The sequence below is a fragment of the Flavobacterium cheongpyeongense genome, assembly GCF_003202435.1.
Classification (GTDB): domain Bacteria; phylum Bacteroidota; class Bacteroidia; order Flavobacteriales; family Flavobacteriaceae; genus Flavobacterium; species Flavobacterium cheongpyeongense.
Genome location: NZ_QJHK01000036.1, coordinates 1 through 16,225 on the forward strand (window position 1 = coordinate 1; position 16,225 = coordinate 16,225).

At 33.5% G+C, this 16,225-nt stretch carries 14 protein-coding genes and 1 pseudogene; 5 read left to right on the plus strand and 10 right to left on the minus strand.

The window, feature by feature from the left end; genetic code table 11:
* From DMB65_RS22560 to DMB65_RS21625, 5 genes and pseudogenes are all read right to left on the minus strand, one after another.
* Positions 1-2,296, minus strand: a pseudogene (locus DMB65_RS22560) (hypothetical protein); the annotation flags it as partial.
* Between the two features lie 36 nt (positions 2,297-2,332).
* Complete coding sequence (locus tag DMB65_RS21610; RefSeq protein ID WP_110308699.1) at positions 2,333-3,259, minus strand: methionyl-tRNA formyltransferase; 927 nt, start codon at positions 3,257-3,259, stop codon at positions 2,333-2,335.
* Positions 3,260-3,261: 2 nt separating this feature from the next.
* Positions 3,262-4,413, minus strand: coding sequence for an ABC transporter substrate-binding protein (locus tag DMB65_RS21615; RefSeq protein ID WP_110308700.1), 1,152 nt, complete (start codon positions 4,411-4,413; stop codon positions 3,262-3,264).
* 56 nt (positions 4,414-4,469) lie between these two features.
* Entirely contained in the window at positions 4,470-5,027 is a 558-nt protein-coding gene (locus DMB65_RS21620) for a phage tail protein (RefSeq protein ID WP_110308701.1), read from the minus strand.
* A gap of 22 nt (positions 5,028-5,049) precedes the next feature.
* Positions 5,050-5,607 carry a phage tail protein gene (locus DMB65_RS21625; RefSeq protein WP_110308702.1) on the minus strand — a complete coding sequence of 186 codons (558 nt, stop codon included), beginning with the start codon at positions 5,605-5,607 and terminating at the stop codon, positions 5,050-5,052.
* Between the two features lie 569 nt (positions 5,608-6,176).
* Between DMB65_RS21625 and DMB65_RS21630 the strand changes: the two genes are divergently transcribed.
* From DMB65_RS21630 to DMB65_RS21655, 5 genes are all read left to right on the plus strand, one after another.
* Positions 6,177-6,527: a hypothetical protein gene (locus DMB65_RS21630; protein ID WP_110308703.1), complete on the plus strand. Its 351-nt coding sequence runs from the start codon at positions 6,177-6,179 to the stop codon at positions 6,525-6,527.
* A gap of 679 nt (positions 6,528-7,206) precedes the next feature.
* The gene (locus DMB65_RS21640) at positions 7,207-7,977 is read left to right on the plus strand and encodes a hypothetical protein (RefSeq protein ID WP_110308704.1); all 771 of its coding nucleotides are present in this window, start codon (positions 7,207-7,209) and stop codon (positions 7,975-7,977) included.
* Positions 7,978-8,128: 151 nt separating this feature from the next.
* Positions 8,129-8,920 (plus strand): sensor histidine kinase, encoded by a 792-nt coding sequence (locus DMB65_RS21645; RefSeq protein WP_110308705.1) that lies wholly within the window; start codon positions 8,129-8,131, stop codon positions 8,918-8,920.
* 112 nt (positions 8,921-9,032) lie between these two features.
* On the plus strand, positions 9,033-9,701 hold the full coding sequence (locus tag DMB65_RS21650) for a response regulator transcription factor (RefSeq protein ID WP_110308706.1): 669 nt from the start codon (positions 9,033-9,035) through the stop codon (positions 9,699-9,701).
* A 325-nt stretch (positions 9,702-10,026) separates the two neighbouring features.
* Positions 10,027-11,286, plus strand: coding sequence for an asparagine synthetase B (locus DMB65_RS21655; protein WP_110308707.1), 1,260 nt, complete (start codon positions 10,027-10,029; stop codon positions 11,284-11,286).
* Between the two features lie 77 nt (positions 11,287-11,363).
* Here DMB65_RS21655 and DMB65_RS21660 read toward each other — a convergent pair whose 3' ends face one another.
* The 5 genes from DMB65_RS21660 to thrS all read right to left on the minus strand — a co-directional run bounded on the left by DMB65_RS21660 (position 11,364) and on the right by thrS (position 15,852).
* A complete protein-coding gene (locus DMB65_RS21660) occupies positions 11,364-11,804 on the minus strand; it encodes a carboxymuconolactone decarboxylase family protein (protein ID WP_110308708.1) in 441 nt (146 codons plus the stop codon).
* Positions 11,805-12,581: 777 nt separating this feature from the next.
* Entirely contained in the window at positions 12,582-12,926 is a 345-nt protein-coding gene (rplT, locus tag DMB65_RS21670; RefSeq protein ID WP_007810721.1) for a 50S ribosomal protein L20, read from the minus strand.
* Positions 12,927-13,027: 101 nt separating this feature from the next.
* Complete coding sequence (gene rpmI, locus DMB65_RS21675) at positions 13,028-13,225, minus strand: 50S ribosomal protein L35 (RefSeq protein ID WP_007810722.1); 198 nt, start codon at positions 13,223-13,225, stop codon at positions 13,028-13,030.
* A gap of 106 nt (positions 13,226-13,331) precedes the next feature.
* Positions 13,332-13,883 (minus strand): translation initiation factor IF-3, encoded by a 552-nt coding sequence (infC, locus tag DMB65_RS21680; RefSeq protein WP_110308709.1) that lies wholly within the window; start codon positions 13,881-13,883, stop codon positions 13,332-13,334.
* 22 nt (positions 13,884-13,905) lie between these two features.
* The gene (gene thrS / locus DMB65_RS21685; RefSeq protein WP_110308710.1) at positions 13,906-15,852 is read right to left on the minus strand and encodes a threonine--tRNA ligase; all 1,947 of its coding nucleotides are present in this window, start codon (positions 15,850-15,852) and stop codon (positions 13,906-13,908) included.
* Between the last annotated feature and the right edge of the window lie 373 nt (positions 15,853-16,225).

A 16,225-nucleotide genomic window follows, 5' to 3' on the forward strand; every position in this document is an offset into this window, starting at 1 on the left:
CTGTAGCAGCTGTTCCACCCGAAGGCGACCATGAGTAGGTATATCCACCAGCACCACCCGAAGGAGTCACTGAAGCAGAACCATTAGATCCACCGTTACAAGACACATTTGTTTGCGCCGCAGTTGCCGTACTGATAGTCGTTGGTTGAGTAATAGTAAAGTTTCGAGTAGCGGTACATGCGTTAGCATCGGTTACCGTTACAGTATATGTTCCTGCACTTAATCCGGTTGCTGTAGCAGCTGTTCCACCCGAAGGCGACCATGAGTAGGTATATCCACCAGCACCACCCGAAGGAGTCACTGAAGCAGAACCATTAGATCCACCGTTACAAGACACATTTGTTTGCGCCGCAGTTGCTGTACTGATAACCGTTGGTTGAGTAATTGTAAAGTTTCGAGTAGCGGTACATCCGTTAGCATCGGTTACCGTTACCGTATATGCTCCTGCACTTAATCCGGTTACTGTAGCAGTAGTAGCACCATTACTCCATAGATAGGTATATCCACCAGCACCACCCGAAGGAGTCACTGAAGCAGAACCATTAGATCCACCATTACAAGACACATTTGTTTGCGCCGCAGTTGCCGTACTGATAGCCGTTGGTTGAGTAATTGTAAAGTTTCGAGTAGCGGTACATCCGTTAGCATCGGTTACCGTTACAGTATATGCTCCTGCACTTAATCCAGTTGCTGTAGCAGCTGTTCCACCCGAAGGCGACCATGAGTAGGTATATCCACCAGCACCACCCGAAGGAGTCACTGAAGCAGAACCATTAGATCCACCATTACAAGATACATTTGTTTGCGCCGCAGTTGCCGTACTGATAGTCGTTGGTTGAGTAATTGTAAAGTTTCGAGTAGCGGTACATGCGTTAGCATCGGTTACCGTTACCGTATATGCTCCTGCACTTAATCCGGTTGCTGTAGCAGCTGTTCCACCCGAAGGCGACCATGAGTAGGTATATCCACCAGCACCTCCCGAGGGAGTCACTGAAGCTGAACCATTAGATCCACCATTACAGGATACGTTTGTTTGCGCAGCAGTTGCCGTACTTATGGCTGTTGGTTGTGTAATTGTAAAATCACGAGTCGTCGAACAACCCATATTATCTGTTACTGTACAGGTCCAGACTCCAGGAGTCAAACCACTAACAGAAACTGTTCCATCACCTGTTGGAGTGCCTGGTGTCCAGTTGTAGGTATATGGTCCTGTTCCTCCAGTAGCAGCATTTACTGTTGCAGCTCCAGTTGAACCACCATTACAAGCAATGTTTGTTTGAGATGCTGCTGTTAGAGTAATCGTAGCTACGGATAATACACCTGAACTTGAATTGGTACTACAAGAACCATCTTTAGCCACGCAGCGATATAAAAAACCGTTCATGCCAGAAGTTGCCCCTGTGATTGTTAAAATATTTGTTGTAGCAGTCGAGTAAACACCACTATTTGTAATATCTGTAAAACCAGAACCCGTATTTACCTGCCATTGGTAAGCCGTCGCACCAGTTGCGGTTGCTGAGAATGTAGTATTACCACCATTACAAATTGATTGGTCTGAAGGACTAGCAGTTACAAGAGGTGCTGTACAAGAAGGAGCATCATAAAGGCGAAAATTGTCTACTGCAATTTCTTGAGATCCAGAAGCATTTACATGACAATTAAAACGGATATCTAAAATAGCTCCTGTTCCGGATATTGATGCTGTTAATTCTGTAAAGGTATAACTTAAAGCTGTTCCGTCTCCTAATAAATCACCGTTAGTATCTACACTAAAGGTATTGGAACTATTAGCGTTATTTGAATATATTCCGATGGCTTTTGTCCATGCCCCTCCATCAATTCTATATTCGATAGCTATAAAATCCTGGGCAGAACCCCAGTCTGTTCCTTGATAACTACCATTAAAAGCATTACAGGCAAAAAGACCTTTAAAGGATATTCCTGATTTTCCACTAATATTAATGCCGGCCCAGGTTACTTGTTGATTGGCACTTATAGAACCGTTCGTACATGTAGGGCCTCTGTCAATATCTTCGGCAGCAAAAAATTTTGTACCTTCAATGTTACTGTAAGGAGGATTATTTTGTAGTGCAATTCCCGTTAGATCGGTTCTTTTAAAGTAAGCAGTACCTGGAGATCCACCGCAAGAAAATTCAGCAATTGATGGTGTTCTTGTTCCGCTTAAAGGAGCATCCGTATCCTCAAAGGTATCGCTCCAAAATAGCGTTTGGGCATTTCCTCCAGTCCAAAACAGGCAGAGGAACAATATAAAAATTAAAGTAAATTTTTTTTTCATGGTTGCATAATTTAATTAGATATTATTTGTTAAAAATTAGTTAGGAATTCCTGCCAGGACAGGTTTTAGTTCTATAAATTGTGAAGCCGTCATTATGCCTTGATCTGCACTAAGAATTTCAATTGCAATTTGTTTTTTATCTTCACAAGCTATATTTAAGGTAGTAGTGAAAGAAACTATTGTTCCCGGTTGATTTTCATGAGGTTCATTTAATAAATGAGCTGAAATTATTTTAATCTGTTCTCCTAATAGGGTTGCATCAGCACCATTATTCCAAGGATTACAAGCATTTATTAGTGAAATTATTTCCTCTGCTGTCATTCGTTTCCAATTAATATAAGTGTCTGACAAATCTGGCTTTTCATAATAATAGGATCGTGTTTCATCTTGTGGCTCGTTGGGAATATTATTTCCAAATTGCAGCATATTTGCCGTATTCAATGCAACCTGAGCCAAATGTTCACTTAGTTTTACTGTTAGTTTGCCATAAGTATCCCCCGTTTCAATAACAATAGGATCATTAAAAATGATATTTCCTTCATCAAATTTTGAGTTCATAAAATGGGCACAGATGGCGGTTTCTGTTTCCTGATTTTTAAGAACTTCAAAAATGGGCATTGGTCCACGATACTGAGGCAGTGGTCCGGGATGAAAATTGATGAATTTATTTTCTCCGTATGCTAAAACGCTTTCAGGAAGTAAAAATGGGAATGAGATACAAAAGATGTAGTCAGGTTGAATCCTATCAATCCATGTTCTCATTTCAGATATGCTTTTAGTATTGGGAAAAGATTTAAAACCAAAATTATTATCTTCAGCTTCTCTCTCTAGCGCGTCTATGATTGTATGGCTTCCTTTTCCAATTCCAATGGCACATATGAATTTTTCAAATGCTAATAATTGTAGTGCTTTAAAAGCAAATTTTCCACCACATAGTACTAATATTTTTTTCTGTGCTTCCATAATTAAATGCACGTATAGCTATTATACCATGCCGATGTTGAATTATTGAGGTTCTGATTAGTTAATTTTTGAAAATGCTCAAATACGTCATTTGCAATACTTTCTATCTGTATTTCACATTTCCCTTCACTATTTGGAATTATAGTTGAGTTGTATAAAGGTGAAATAGAAGTATTTGTTTTAGAATCAAAATAAATAGTGCCTCTTGGACTTTTAAACGTAAAAGATTTGATGCCTGAGGCTATTTGCGTCATGTTATTTTTAGACAGGTCAATTAATTCTATAACTTTTAATGCTAAAGAAGCACTTTCCCAGCTTAGTAATGAAAATATATTAGGAGTCCTGTTCGTTGCTGTGATTGTTTCGATAAATATTTTATTCTCCTCAGAGTCTATTTTTTTAGACCAGGCAGCAATTCCTTTTATGTTGTCGCCAGGGTATTCTGCATCCGCCAGCATCATTTCTTCAAGCCCGAAAGGAGGTAAGTAAATTGGGATATTTTTTCCTTCAAATGAGTTTTTGATAGCTTCAAAATACCAGTGAACAAAATCACCGCTAAACAAGCTCAATAAGGCACTATTAGGGAATTTTTCTAAATGGTCTTTTAAAGGTGCAATCGTAAAGTCATCTTCCTTATACCCTGTGGCATGATTAAAAGTGATTTTTCCGCCATTTTCTTCAAATCCTTTTGATATTCCATAAGTATGTAAATAGCCTCCATCATAATAACCTGTGACCATTCCGGCTGATGTATATCCATCATTTACGGCCTGTCTGGCAGCAATTGAAGCCCCTAAGGAATTGTGTAGTGAATGATAAAAAATATTTGGGCAAGCAGGCCATTCATGTGGCAAATTGGCTCCGGCATCTAAAACAATTAACATTTTGTTGGCTGCAAGAAAAAGAGGGCGAAGTAATTGTGCCATACGGTGCCCTATGTAAGCAATTACTAGAGAAACGTTTTCTTCCAGTAAAAGTTTTTCGGCGCTGCGATAACATTGTTGTTTATCTGCACCAAAACCTATATTTTCCGTAACGATTCGAATGTCGTTTTTTCCTAAATGTTTTAATCCGGAACGTAGTCCTTCATAAAGATCGAAACTAATGCTTTGATAGTATGTTGACCGGGCTAATAAAATACCTATTGTTTGCATATTTTTTAAGTAAAAAAGGAAATTTCCATATTGAAAATTTCCTTTAATGTTTTTAATTAATTTCTGCTTGGGAATATTCCTTCTGTTGCGATGGAATAATTAATAGTTAAGTAGGGATTCATTATATTAAAAGGCGCATTTCCTCCTGTTGCATCTGATGTTCCGCTTACTGTTGTGCCTCCTGTATAAACATTTGGTGAAGGTCCATTACCTGAATAAGTGGGATTTATTGTTGTAGCCGGGAAGTTGCCTTCTGGTATAGATTCATCAGCATTCCCTGATGAGGCCTTTATTTTTACACTAACATTACTCAATGTATGAATATGCTGTGGTAAATTTGACACTAGTAATGTAGTGCTAGGTAAACCGCCCATTTCTCCGATACTATAGTATGGAAGACCAGCTCCTTGTCCCTGACCAATAGGGACACGTCCTTGTAAATTTGGTAATCCGAATGTGGTTTGCCCATTTCCTCCATAATTAGTTCCTAAGAGTGCAAATAAAGCTGTGTTTTGGGCAATACTCATAATTTGTCCCTGACATGTTAAGTAGCCTATGGGAGCAAAATTGAATCCTAATAATTTTATTTCGCCAATAAATGGTTCTGTAGACATAAGGTTTTGTTTTAAGAATTGTTTAATTTCTGCTTGGGAAAATTCCTTGAGTAGCTATCGAATAATTAATAACTAAATAAGGATTCATGATAGATAGAGGAATGCTTCCTCCTGTTATATCTGTTGTACCTGAAACAGTTGTGCCTCCAGTAAAAACATTTGGTGAAGGTCCATTACCTGAATAAGTAGGATTTATTGTTGTAGCCGGGAAGTTACCTTCTGGTATAGATTCATCAGCATTCCCTGATGAGGCCTTTATTTTTACACTAACATTACTCAATGTATGAATATGAGATGGTATATTAGATGTTAGCAATGTTACATTTGGAGTACCAGCAGCTTCACCCATGACATGTAATGGTAATCCAGGGCCTTGACCCTGCCCAATAGGCATACGCCCCTGCAAATTAGGAAGTCCAAAAGTTTGAACTCCGTTTCCTCCATAAGTTGTACCCAGTAAAGAAAAAAGAGCAGTATTTTGTGCAATTGACAAGAGTTGACCGCTGCAGCTCATATAGCCTCGAGGTGCAAAATCAAATCCAAAAATTTTAATTTCTCCAATAAATGGTTCTGTAGACATAGTTTTTAGTTATATAGTTAAAAAATAAATTATGATGTATTTATAATACCCTATTATTTTTTAAAAGGTTATTATAATGAAATTAATTTCCACCCGATTATCAAAACTCGATAAATACTTTTTTTTATAGCTGTAAAATGTCATGAATCGTTATATTTTTGTCATGAAAAAGAAAATTGTGTTGAAAATTTTCAACGAATTCTTTTAATTACATATAAAAATGAGCTGTTTTGTTAATTTCAAAGGTGTTTAGATCATTTTGTTTATTTTGGTTTTTGTAGAAGGATATAAGGAGTTTTTTTATCACTCCAAATAGAATGGGATTGGTTCATAACAAGGGTTTTTTGGTTAATAGCTTTTAACAAAATTAATCATAATAAAAATATAAATACAAGTATTTATACCTGTTTTTTTCTTAAGGCAAGTGCAAGTGTTTGTTTATCAGTATCTTTTTTGAATAATAACTATTGCTTTTTTATCGATAAATGTTAATTTTTTAAAATAATTCCTTAGTTTAGCTAAATAATTGTTCTTAATATTAACATAATAACCTAACAAAATTCAAAATTATGGCAGAAGAAAAATTTCCGGGACCAATTCAAATTTCATTAGCTTTAGCTAAAGAATGGATAAAAAGATACGAAGATGAGAATCTCATAGAGGATAATAAGAACAAAATAAGATCTTATTTAATTCCGCGAGAAAGTTTAGAAACTGTATTGCAACTTGAGGCTGAGGCAGTTCGCGCCTATATTGGTATCAATGATCAAAATGAAAAGACATTACTGTTTGTTGGAGCAAAATTAGACAATGAAACAGGTAAATATATCGACGTTTACGGGCCGCCTGTAAATCAGGATGGGGCAAAAATGTTAGGAGAAGTTGTTTATGATGGAACACGTCCTTCACCTCCTTTTTAAAATACTGAAATTCAATATTAATGATAGATTTTTTAATATATTCAGGTTATCTATTTTTATTAATTAATCTGATTTTATACACATATAGCTTTTTCCAAAAGGAAAAAGCTAATGTTTTTTTTATAAGTTATTTGCTTTTATAATGCAAATTACTATGGAATTTATGTATCATTTTAAATTTGATAATCTATTTGTAATCAATATATTTGTTATTGGACAAATGATTTTGTTAAGTTTATTTTATGCGTCGATTTTAGAATTAAAAGTTCAAAAAAAAATTGTTAAGCATAGTGTATGTTGGGCCTTATTCATTTTAGGGGTGCAATTTTTTATTGATTATACACAATTTTTAAAATTTAATTTATTCGCAATTACGATTACTTCTTTGTTAATAGTAGCATTTGCATTATTGCATTTTTATAATATGCTTACTGAACATAAAACTTATTACTACATAACCATAGCTGTAATCTTTTTTATGTTAGGGTCTACAATTTTATATTTAGTAGGAAATCTTACGCTCAGTTTGAGTAATGATGTAAAGTATCTTTCCTGGACATTAAATGCTTTTTTGTTTTTAATTTATCAATTGTTTATTTTATATGAATGGAAAATAAGTTTTTCAAAAAAGTTTTCTTCAGATTGAATAGTTATTATTTAATTAAAATTAAGTGCAATTATGAAAAAAATAAGAATATTTGGTGTATGTGTAGTAATGTTCAGTATCCTGACATGTCAAAAAGAAGATAACCAGCGCGAAGTTGTTCCATTATTAGTTTCACAAAATGAGAACTGGTTATCTGCCAATTTAGATGCAAAGTTTGCGAGTTCTCAAAAACAGGTGGCAGCTTATTTATTTTCAACTGACGAAATGAAATTATTAATACAAAAACCAAACATAGCTGAAGTGCATTTTGTAATGGGGTTTAATGATGATAAAATACAAATACAAGTAAGTGGCGTTGATGAATCCGGAACCGAACTAGGGACAGTTAAGTCTGCTATATTAAAAGAATCAAATTTCAGAACAGAATTAACGAATCTTAATCAATTATCAGTAAACACAACAAATAAGAGAACACCATTGTTAAATTCACATTTATTGTCTCCTGATAATGCTTTTAAGTGGATTAAGGAATGGCAAGGAAAACTCAAAGTTGTTTCCGACTTAGAAAAGATTACTTCTCATGAAGGCAGTCGTTTTCGTTATTTTAGTTTAGAACCTGAAGTTATTAAAGCGATGTTGTATAAAGACTATGTGAACATTGGCTTATTTTTGGGGCTTAATCCAAAAGGAAAAGTTACTGCTATTTTAATAGGGCTAGATCAAAATAACGCTGTAAAAAAAATAGCTATCAATCCTAAAGAGGCTAATGATATATATGACGGAACACGTCCATGTCCACCTTGTATTGACGAGGAAACTGAAGAGCAAATCAATAGGAAATAATATTTAAATCAGAAAGGATAAAAGGCTTTGTTAATTTTTTGTTTTGACAGAGACTTTTATTTACAATTAACAGGACGGTGCTTCTTTGATGAAATAAATCAATATCTTTGAATACGATTATATTCGATAATAAAAAATACCACAAGTTTATATGAATGTAAATTCCATTCCTGAAAAGGAGGTTGTCGCAATTATTTTGTACAGCTCACTTTTTTTTATGATTGTAGCAGTTGCTTTAATTGTATTTTTCTATTTCTCCAGAAAAAAAATTATTCAAAAAGAATTAGAAAAAAGAGATTTAATATTAGCGCATCAAAAAGAGCAATTATATGCTGTTATCATTACTCAGGAAGAAGAACGAAAAAGAATAGCCCAGGATTTGCACGATGACATTAGCTCAAAATTAAATGTTGTTTCATTAAATAGCTATTTGCTTACTTCAGCAAATTTAACAGAAATAGAAACAAAGGAAATTACTGCTAATATTATCAGTATAACGGCAAAAGCATTAGACAATTCAAGGAAAATTGCTCATAATTTATTACCACCAGTTTTTGATAAATTTGGCCTTCATGCCGGTGTAGAAGAATTATGTGAAGAATTTGAAAGCAGTAAATCTGTTAAAGTTTCTTATGAAAATAAAATTGATTTTGATGAAAGTGAAAAAGATAGGCATTTACACGTTTTTAGGATTTTGCAAGAGTTAATGAATAATTCTTTGCGACACGGAAAGGCATCTGAAATTTCTATAATTTTTGACCAGGTTGATGGAACGAGTAATTGTTTTTACAAGGATAACGGAATAGGATTTGATTCTAAAAATCCAGAAAATCAAAAAGGACTGGGAATGAAGAACATTGATAGCAGAATATCTTTTTTAAATGGTAGCATTACTATAAAATCAGATATAAATAAAGGTATTGAGGTTCTTTTTACTTTTTAACTGAATTATTTATTTTACTATTGGTTAATTTTTTATTAATCCTGTTATTTTAATTGTTTTATGATATAATTTTGTAATTTCGAAATTCTAAAAAGATTCAAACCCAAGGAAAATGAATGATCTTGCTATCAAAATAGTTTTAGTTGATGACGAAGTCTTATTTCGTAAAGGAATTTCTTTTTTACTTCAAAGAGAGGAAAATATTGAAGTGCTTTTCGAAGCTTCAAATGGAGAAGAGTTAATTTCAAATTTGAATAGTAATAAAATTAAACCGGATATTATTATAATGGATTTGAAAATGCCTGTTTTAAATGGTGTTGAAGCAACTAAAGTTATTCGAAAATTTTTTCCCGACATTAAAATAATAGCATTGACCAGTTATGATACAAAATCATTTGTGACTAACATGATTCAGGTAGGAGCAGTTGCTTATTTAGTCAAAAACACGACCCCAAAAGATTTAATAAACACAATCAATGAAGTTGCACAAAAAGGATTTTTCTATAATGAAACTACTTTAAAAACAATACAGGATACTATTTTATCATCCAAAAGCTCTAAGGTCAATTTAGATTCTGGGTTTTTATCACCACGAGAAATTGAAATACTTCAGCTTATTTGCAATCAAAAGACAACAGCTGAAATTGCAGAAGAACTTTTTTTGAGTCCCAGAACTGTTGAAGGCCATAGAAACAATTTATTGCTTAAAACAGAATCAAGAAATATTGCCGGGTTAGTAGTATATGCTATTCAGAATGAGATTGCAGTTTTAACTCTGTAATTTAACTTGTTAAAAATTGAATAGATAAAATATAATACGTTATAACTGTTATTGCTAATATGCAAAGAGCTATTTTTTGTAAAATATTTAATTGTTTTGATTCTTTCTCAGTTTCATTTATTTTCATTGTAATCCAGAAATTTTGTTATTCAAAGGTCAAATTTAATTAGATTATTTTTTTTGATTATAAGTATTTATACCTGTTTTATGTTGTGGTTTGTAAAAATTAACAAAAACAATAATGATTTTTTATACTAATAAATCTGCTTTTACAATATAGTTTTTAGTACTTCTTTATATCTTTACCGTAAATAGCTTTGCCACAATGAAACAAAATTTAATGTATATAATATTCTTTTTAGTCACATTATCCTCAAAAGCTTCGTTTATACTCTTACCTATGGATGAAGCTACACAACAAAATCATCTTAAAGCTTATGGAATAACTTATTGGTGCTTAAGTAAAGATTATAAAGCAAGTTGGCTTTTAAATTATCGCGGTGGTTCTTTCTTGCTACCAGATGCCGATGAAATTCGGAAGGAATGTAAGATACGTGGTGTGAGTTTTGAAATACTTTCTGATAGTGAAGAGATTGCGATTTTGGATGAAATTTCGAGCCCTTCTCAAAACATGGAATCTGTTATTCTTGAAAAAGCACCTAAAATTGCCGTTTATACACCAAAAGGTAAACAGCCATGGGATGATGCAGTAACACTTGTTCTGACCTATGCTGAAATTCCGTTTACACCAATTTATGATGAAGAAGTTTTAAGTGATCAGTTGTTGCTTTATGATTGGCTCCATTTGCATCATGAAGATTTTACAGGACAATATGGTAAATTTTATGCTGCATATAAAAACACGCCCTGGTATATTGAACAAAAAAAAGATGCTGAAGCTTTAGCAGAAAGATTAGGTTACGCAAAAGTTTCGCAGGAAAAAGGAGCCGTAGCTAAAAAAATAAGAGATTTTGTTATTGGAGGAGGTTTTATGTTTGCGATGTGTTCAGCAACGGATAGTTTTGATATTTCTTTGACCGCAGATGGTGTTGATATTTGTGAAGCAATGTTTGATGGTGATGCAAGTGAATCGAATTATCAATCAAAATTAGATTATGGAAATTCTTTTGCTTTTAAAAATTTTACACTTGAAAGAAGACCTGAACAATATGAGTTTTCTGATATTGATATGACTACAAAACGCAGAATCACACCTGATAAAGATTATTTTTCTTTAATGGAATATTCAGCAAAATGGGATCCAATACCGAGTATGCTTTGTCAAAATCATACTCAATTAGTAAAAGGTTTTATGGGACAAACAACTTCATTTGATCAAAACTTAATTAAATCAAATGTATTAGTTATGGGAACTTGTGAACTTAATGGTGAAGCACGTTATATTCATGGTGAAAAAGGTAAAGGGATGTTTACTTTTTTTGGAGGACATGATCCCGAGGATTATCAGCATCAGGTAGGTGATCCTCCAACAGTTTTGGATTTGCATCCAAATTCTCCTGGGTATAGGCTGATTTTAAATAATGTTTTATTTCCTGCCGCAAAAAAGAAAAAATTAAAAACATAATTATTTGCTCCGGTTATATCTAATGTAAGAAATATAAAGGCTTTTCAAAATTTATGAAAAAGCCTTTTTTGTTTTCATTAAGAATTAGATAGCCCTAATCCTGTTGTGATAGCAAATCTATTCCATGAATTGATTGTAATAATAGCTAGGATAATTTCTGCTAAATATTTTTCATCAAATAAACGGGCTGCATTTTGATATGTTTCTTCAGAAACATGATTACTGATCAAAGTTACTTCTTCGGTCAAAGCTAAAATTGTTTTTTCTTCTTTTTTATAAATATTTGGTTTCCCTCCATATACATGTAAGATAAACACACTGTTCGGTTCTCCATATTTTATGGTATCAGTAATATGCATATTAATAAAGAATACATACCCATTTATTTGTGAATCACGAATTTTAATGAATTCTTTATGTGTTGGAGTCAATGATGTTTTAGAAATATAACTTTTTAAATTCATAAGGGCTTGATGAGCTTCTGTAGCAACTGTTGGGATAACGATTCTTGGTTTCATTTTACTTGTTTTTAAAGTTGAAACAAAGGTCAGTCAATCATATTTTTGTAAATCTTGAACCACTTCAAGAAATGCATTTATACCTTTCCAAATCTTATTTTACTCATAAATTCTGCTGAAAAATCTAAGTAGGAGGCAAGCATATATTGATGAACATGCAGAGCAAATTCCGGATTTAGGTTTTAAAATGTATATATCTTTCTTCTGCTGACATCGTAAATAAAAATTTGATGCGCATTTGAGCAGCTCCAAATATTTTTTTTCGACAATTCGAAAACAGCACTCTAATTTTGGAATCTGGATTAATAAATGATTCTAGGAGTGGTTTTTAATTGCAATGATTTAAGGATTTTCTACAGTTTGACTATAAAAGTGTGATAAATATGAAGTATGGCCGTGAAAACTTAAATAAGAAGTAATCGACCAGTTTTCGACTCCAAATTGAAGTATTTATTTTGTTCTGATATATTGTCTTAAAACAGCCTTTAATTGTGAAATATATCGTTTTCCAAACCTGACTTTCTTGTTGGATTATACTCTTTCTTCTTTACTTTATAAATTCTAAGACAGGTTTAGAAAGATCAATTCCTAGTGGTTTTAAGTTTGCGAATTTTTGAATATGATTTATTAAAACGAAATATATAAGACATTTTATATAAAGGTAAAATATAATTGAATAAGTCTAAAACAAACATTATTAAAGCAAAAAACCATTCGCAAATAACGAATGGTTTTTTTATGATAAGTAAGTAATCTTAAATTGAGTTTATAAAACGTTTATTTTACTTTATTAAGAATAGCTTTGAAGGCTTCAGGGTGGTTCATAGCTAAATCTGCAAGAACTTTACGGTTCAATTCAATTCCATTAGCTTTAACTTTTCCCATGAATTGAGAATAAGACATTCCTTCCAATCTGGCTCCGGCGTTGATACGTTGAATCCATAATGCACGGAAATTTCTTTTGTTTTGTTTTCTATCGCGGTAAGCGTAGCACATTGCTTTCTCTACTGCATTCTTAGCAACTGTCCAAACGTTTTTACGTCTGCCAAAGAAACCTTTGGCTTGCTTCATTATTTTTTTTCTTCTTGCTCTTTTAGCAACTGAATTTACCGATCTTGGCATAATTTTAATGTGTTTTTGTAGCAGGCGTCCTGAATTAAATCAAAGGAACTTAAAAGCCATACTCCAAGGTTATATAAATAATTTTTTAACCTAAAGAATTATTAGATAATTCTTAATTGTTGTTTAATGCTTTTCATATCTGTTGAGTGAACTAGCGCTGAGTGAGTCAAAGCTAATTTACGTTTCTTAGATTTTTTAGTCAGGATGTGACTTTTAAAAGCATGCTTTCTTTTAATCTTTCCAGAACCAGTAACTTTGAAACGTTTCTTGGCGCTAGATTTTGTTTTCATTTTAGGCATTTTTCCTAGTGTTTTAATTTATTCTTACTTACTTATATTTTGTTTCGAGTTTCAAGTTTCAGGTTTCAAGTTCGAAAACTGGATACTGAAACGGGGAGACTGAACACTATTTCTTTTTCTTCGGAGCAATGAACATAATCATTCTCTTACCTTCTAAAACGGGCATCGCTTCCACTTTACCATGCTCTTCTAAATCTGTTGCCAAACGTAGTAATAAGATTTGTCCCTGATCTTTATAGATGATAGAACGTCCTTTAAAGAATACAAATGCTTTTAATTTAGCACCCTCTTTTAAGAATTTCTCAGCATTCTTTCTTTTAAATTCATAATCATGCTCATCTGTCTGAGGACCAAAACGAATTTCTTTTACTACAACTTGCGTAGACTTAGCTTTTAAAACCTTATCACGTTTCTTTTGCTCGTAAACAAATTTCTTGTAATCCATGATTTTACAAACTGGTGGCTCAGCGTTTGGCGAGATTTCAACCAAATCCAATTCGAATTGATCTGCTAAACGTAGAGCTTCAGAAAGCTTAAATACACCTGGTTCGATGTTTTCGCCTACTAGTCTTACTTCTTGTACACCACGAATATTATTATTTATTCTGTGTGCATCCTTTTTTTCTACTCGAGGTTGGTAACCTCTGTTGCTTCTTATTGCTATGACTTTATAATTTAAGTTAAACTGTAAAAACTTTTAATGTCTTTTTTATTTCTTCGTTTACAATAGCGACAAATTCATCAATTGTAACTGTAATGTTTCCTTTTCCTTCCTGACCATGACGACGAATAGAAATTGTTCCATTTTTCTCTTCTTCCTCTCCCACAATCAGCATAAATGGTGTTTTTTGCATTTCTGCATCTCTGATTTTCTTACCTATTGTTTCGTTTCGGTTATCAATTAGGGCGCGAATTTCGTGATTTTCTAGCAAATCTAAAACTTTTTTAGCATAAATTTCGTATTTCTCGCTCAAAGACAAGATTATAGCTTGTTCGGGCATTAGCCAAAGCGGGAAATTACCAGCCGTATGTTCTAGTAAAATCGCAATAAAACGCTCCATCGATCCAAAAGGAGCTCTGTGAATCATAACTGGACGATGTAATTCATTATCAGCACCCTTATAAGTTAATTCAAAACGTTCAGGAAGATTATAATCTACCTGAATAGTTCCTAATTGCCATTGTCTTCCTAAAGCATCTTTTACCATAAAGTCCAGCTTCGGTCCGTAAAATGCAGCCTCGCCATATTCTACTACAGTATTTAGTCCTTTGTCAGCTGCAGCATTGATAATTGCATTTTCAGCTTTCTCCCAATTTTCATCAGAACCGATGTATTTTTCTCTGTTTTCCTGATCTCTCAACGAAATCTGAGCGGTAAAGTTTTCAAATCCTAAAGAACCAAATACATAGAGTACTAAGTCAATTACTTTTTTAAACTCTTCGTCTAATTGTTCCGGAGTACAAAAAATATGCGCATCATCCTGAGTAAACCCTCTAACACGAGTTAAACCGTGCAATTCTCCAGATTGCTCATATCTATAAACAGTTCCAAATTCAGCATAACGCTTTGGTAAATCCTTGTACGACCAAGGTCTTACATTGTAGATTTCACAGTGGTGAGGACAGTTCATAGGCTTCAATAAAAACTCTTCGCCTTCAGCTGGAGTATTGATTGGCTGAAAACTATCGGCACCATATTTAGCATAGTGACCAGAAGTTACATAAAGTTCTTTCTGTCCAATATGTGGCGTAACTACTTGTTCGTATCCGGCCTTCTTTTGAGCTTTCTTTAAAAACTGCTCCAAACGATCCCTAAGTGCAGCACCTTTTGGTAACCATAAAGGTAAACCCTGTCCTACTTTTTGAGAGAAAGCAAATAATTCAAGTTCTTTACCTAATTTACGGTGATCACGACGTTTTGCTTCTTCAAGAAGTTCAAGGTATTCAGTTAAATCTTTTTGTTTAGGGAAAGATGTTCCGTAAACACGAGTCAATTGTTTGTTTTTCTCATCACCTCTCCAGTAAGCACCAGCAACGCTCATGATTTTAAAAGCTTTGATAATTCCAGTATTCGGAATATGTCCACCACGACATAAATCAGTAAAAGTAGCATGATCACAAAAAGTAATTGTTCCGTCTTCAAGATTCGAAATCAATTCAGTTTTGTAAACGTTGTCTTTGTACATTGCTAAAGCATCTGCTTTACTAACAGGACGCATTTTAAATTCATGTTTTTCTCTTGAAATCTCAAGTACCCGATCTTCAATCTTTTTAAAATCAGCATCAGTTATTTTTTGATCTTCAAAATCCACATCATAATAAAATCCATTAGCAATTGCAGGTCCAAGAGTTAATTTAATTCCAGGATACAATTCCTCAAGGGCTTGCGCCATTACGTGCGAAGTCGAATGCCAGAAAGCTTTTTTACCTTCCGCATCATTCCAAGTATATAAAATAAGACTACCGTCGGTCGTCAATGGAGTTTCGGTTTCAATCGTTGTACCATTAAAAGACGCAGAAATCACGTTTCTTGCAAATCCTTCACTAATGCTTTTAGCAACCTCCATCGGAGTTACGCCAGAAGCAAACTCCCTAATTGACCCATCGGGTAAAGTAATCTTAATCATTGTTTATAATTTTGTGAATGCAAATATAGCGCATTACTAAAATACATACAATACATAAGTACATGTTTATACTATAATATATAAAAGTGGGATTAAATTCTTGTCGAAGTTTTTATTATATATAAAAGGAGGGAAGTGTTGCTATTATGTATAAGGAGTTTTATGAGGTTGGGTATCCTAGGGCTTTAGGAGAAGTTCTTGCAATTGGAATTTGAATCCGAGTTTAGTGAAGAGATGAAGTAATTTGGGATTTGTAATAATCAGGAGCTTATTCCCGCTATAGACTGCAATTTTTTGCTTTTTAAAGTAAAAAGCAAAAGGATTTTCGTTTCTATCGGGGCTATGGCATCGGTTTTTCAAAGAAGTTTTTCTT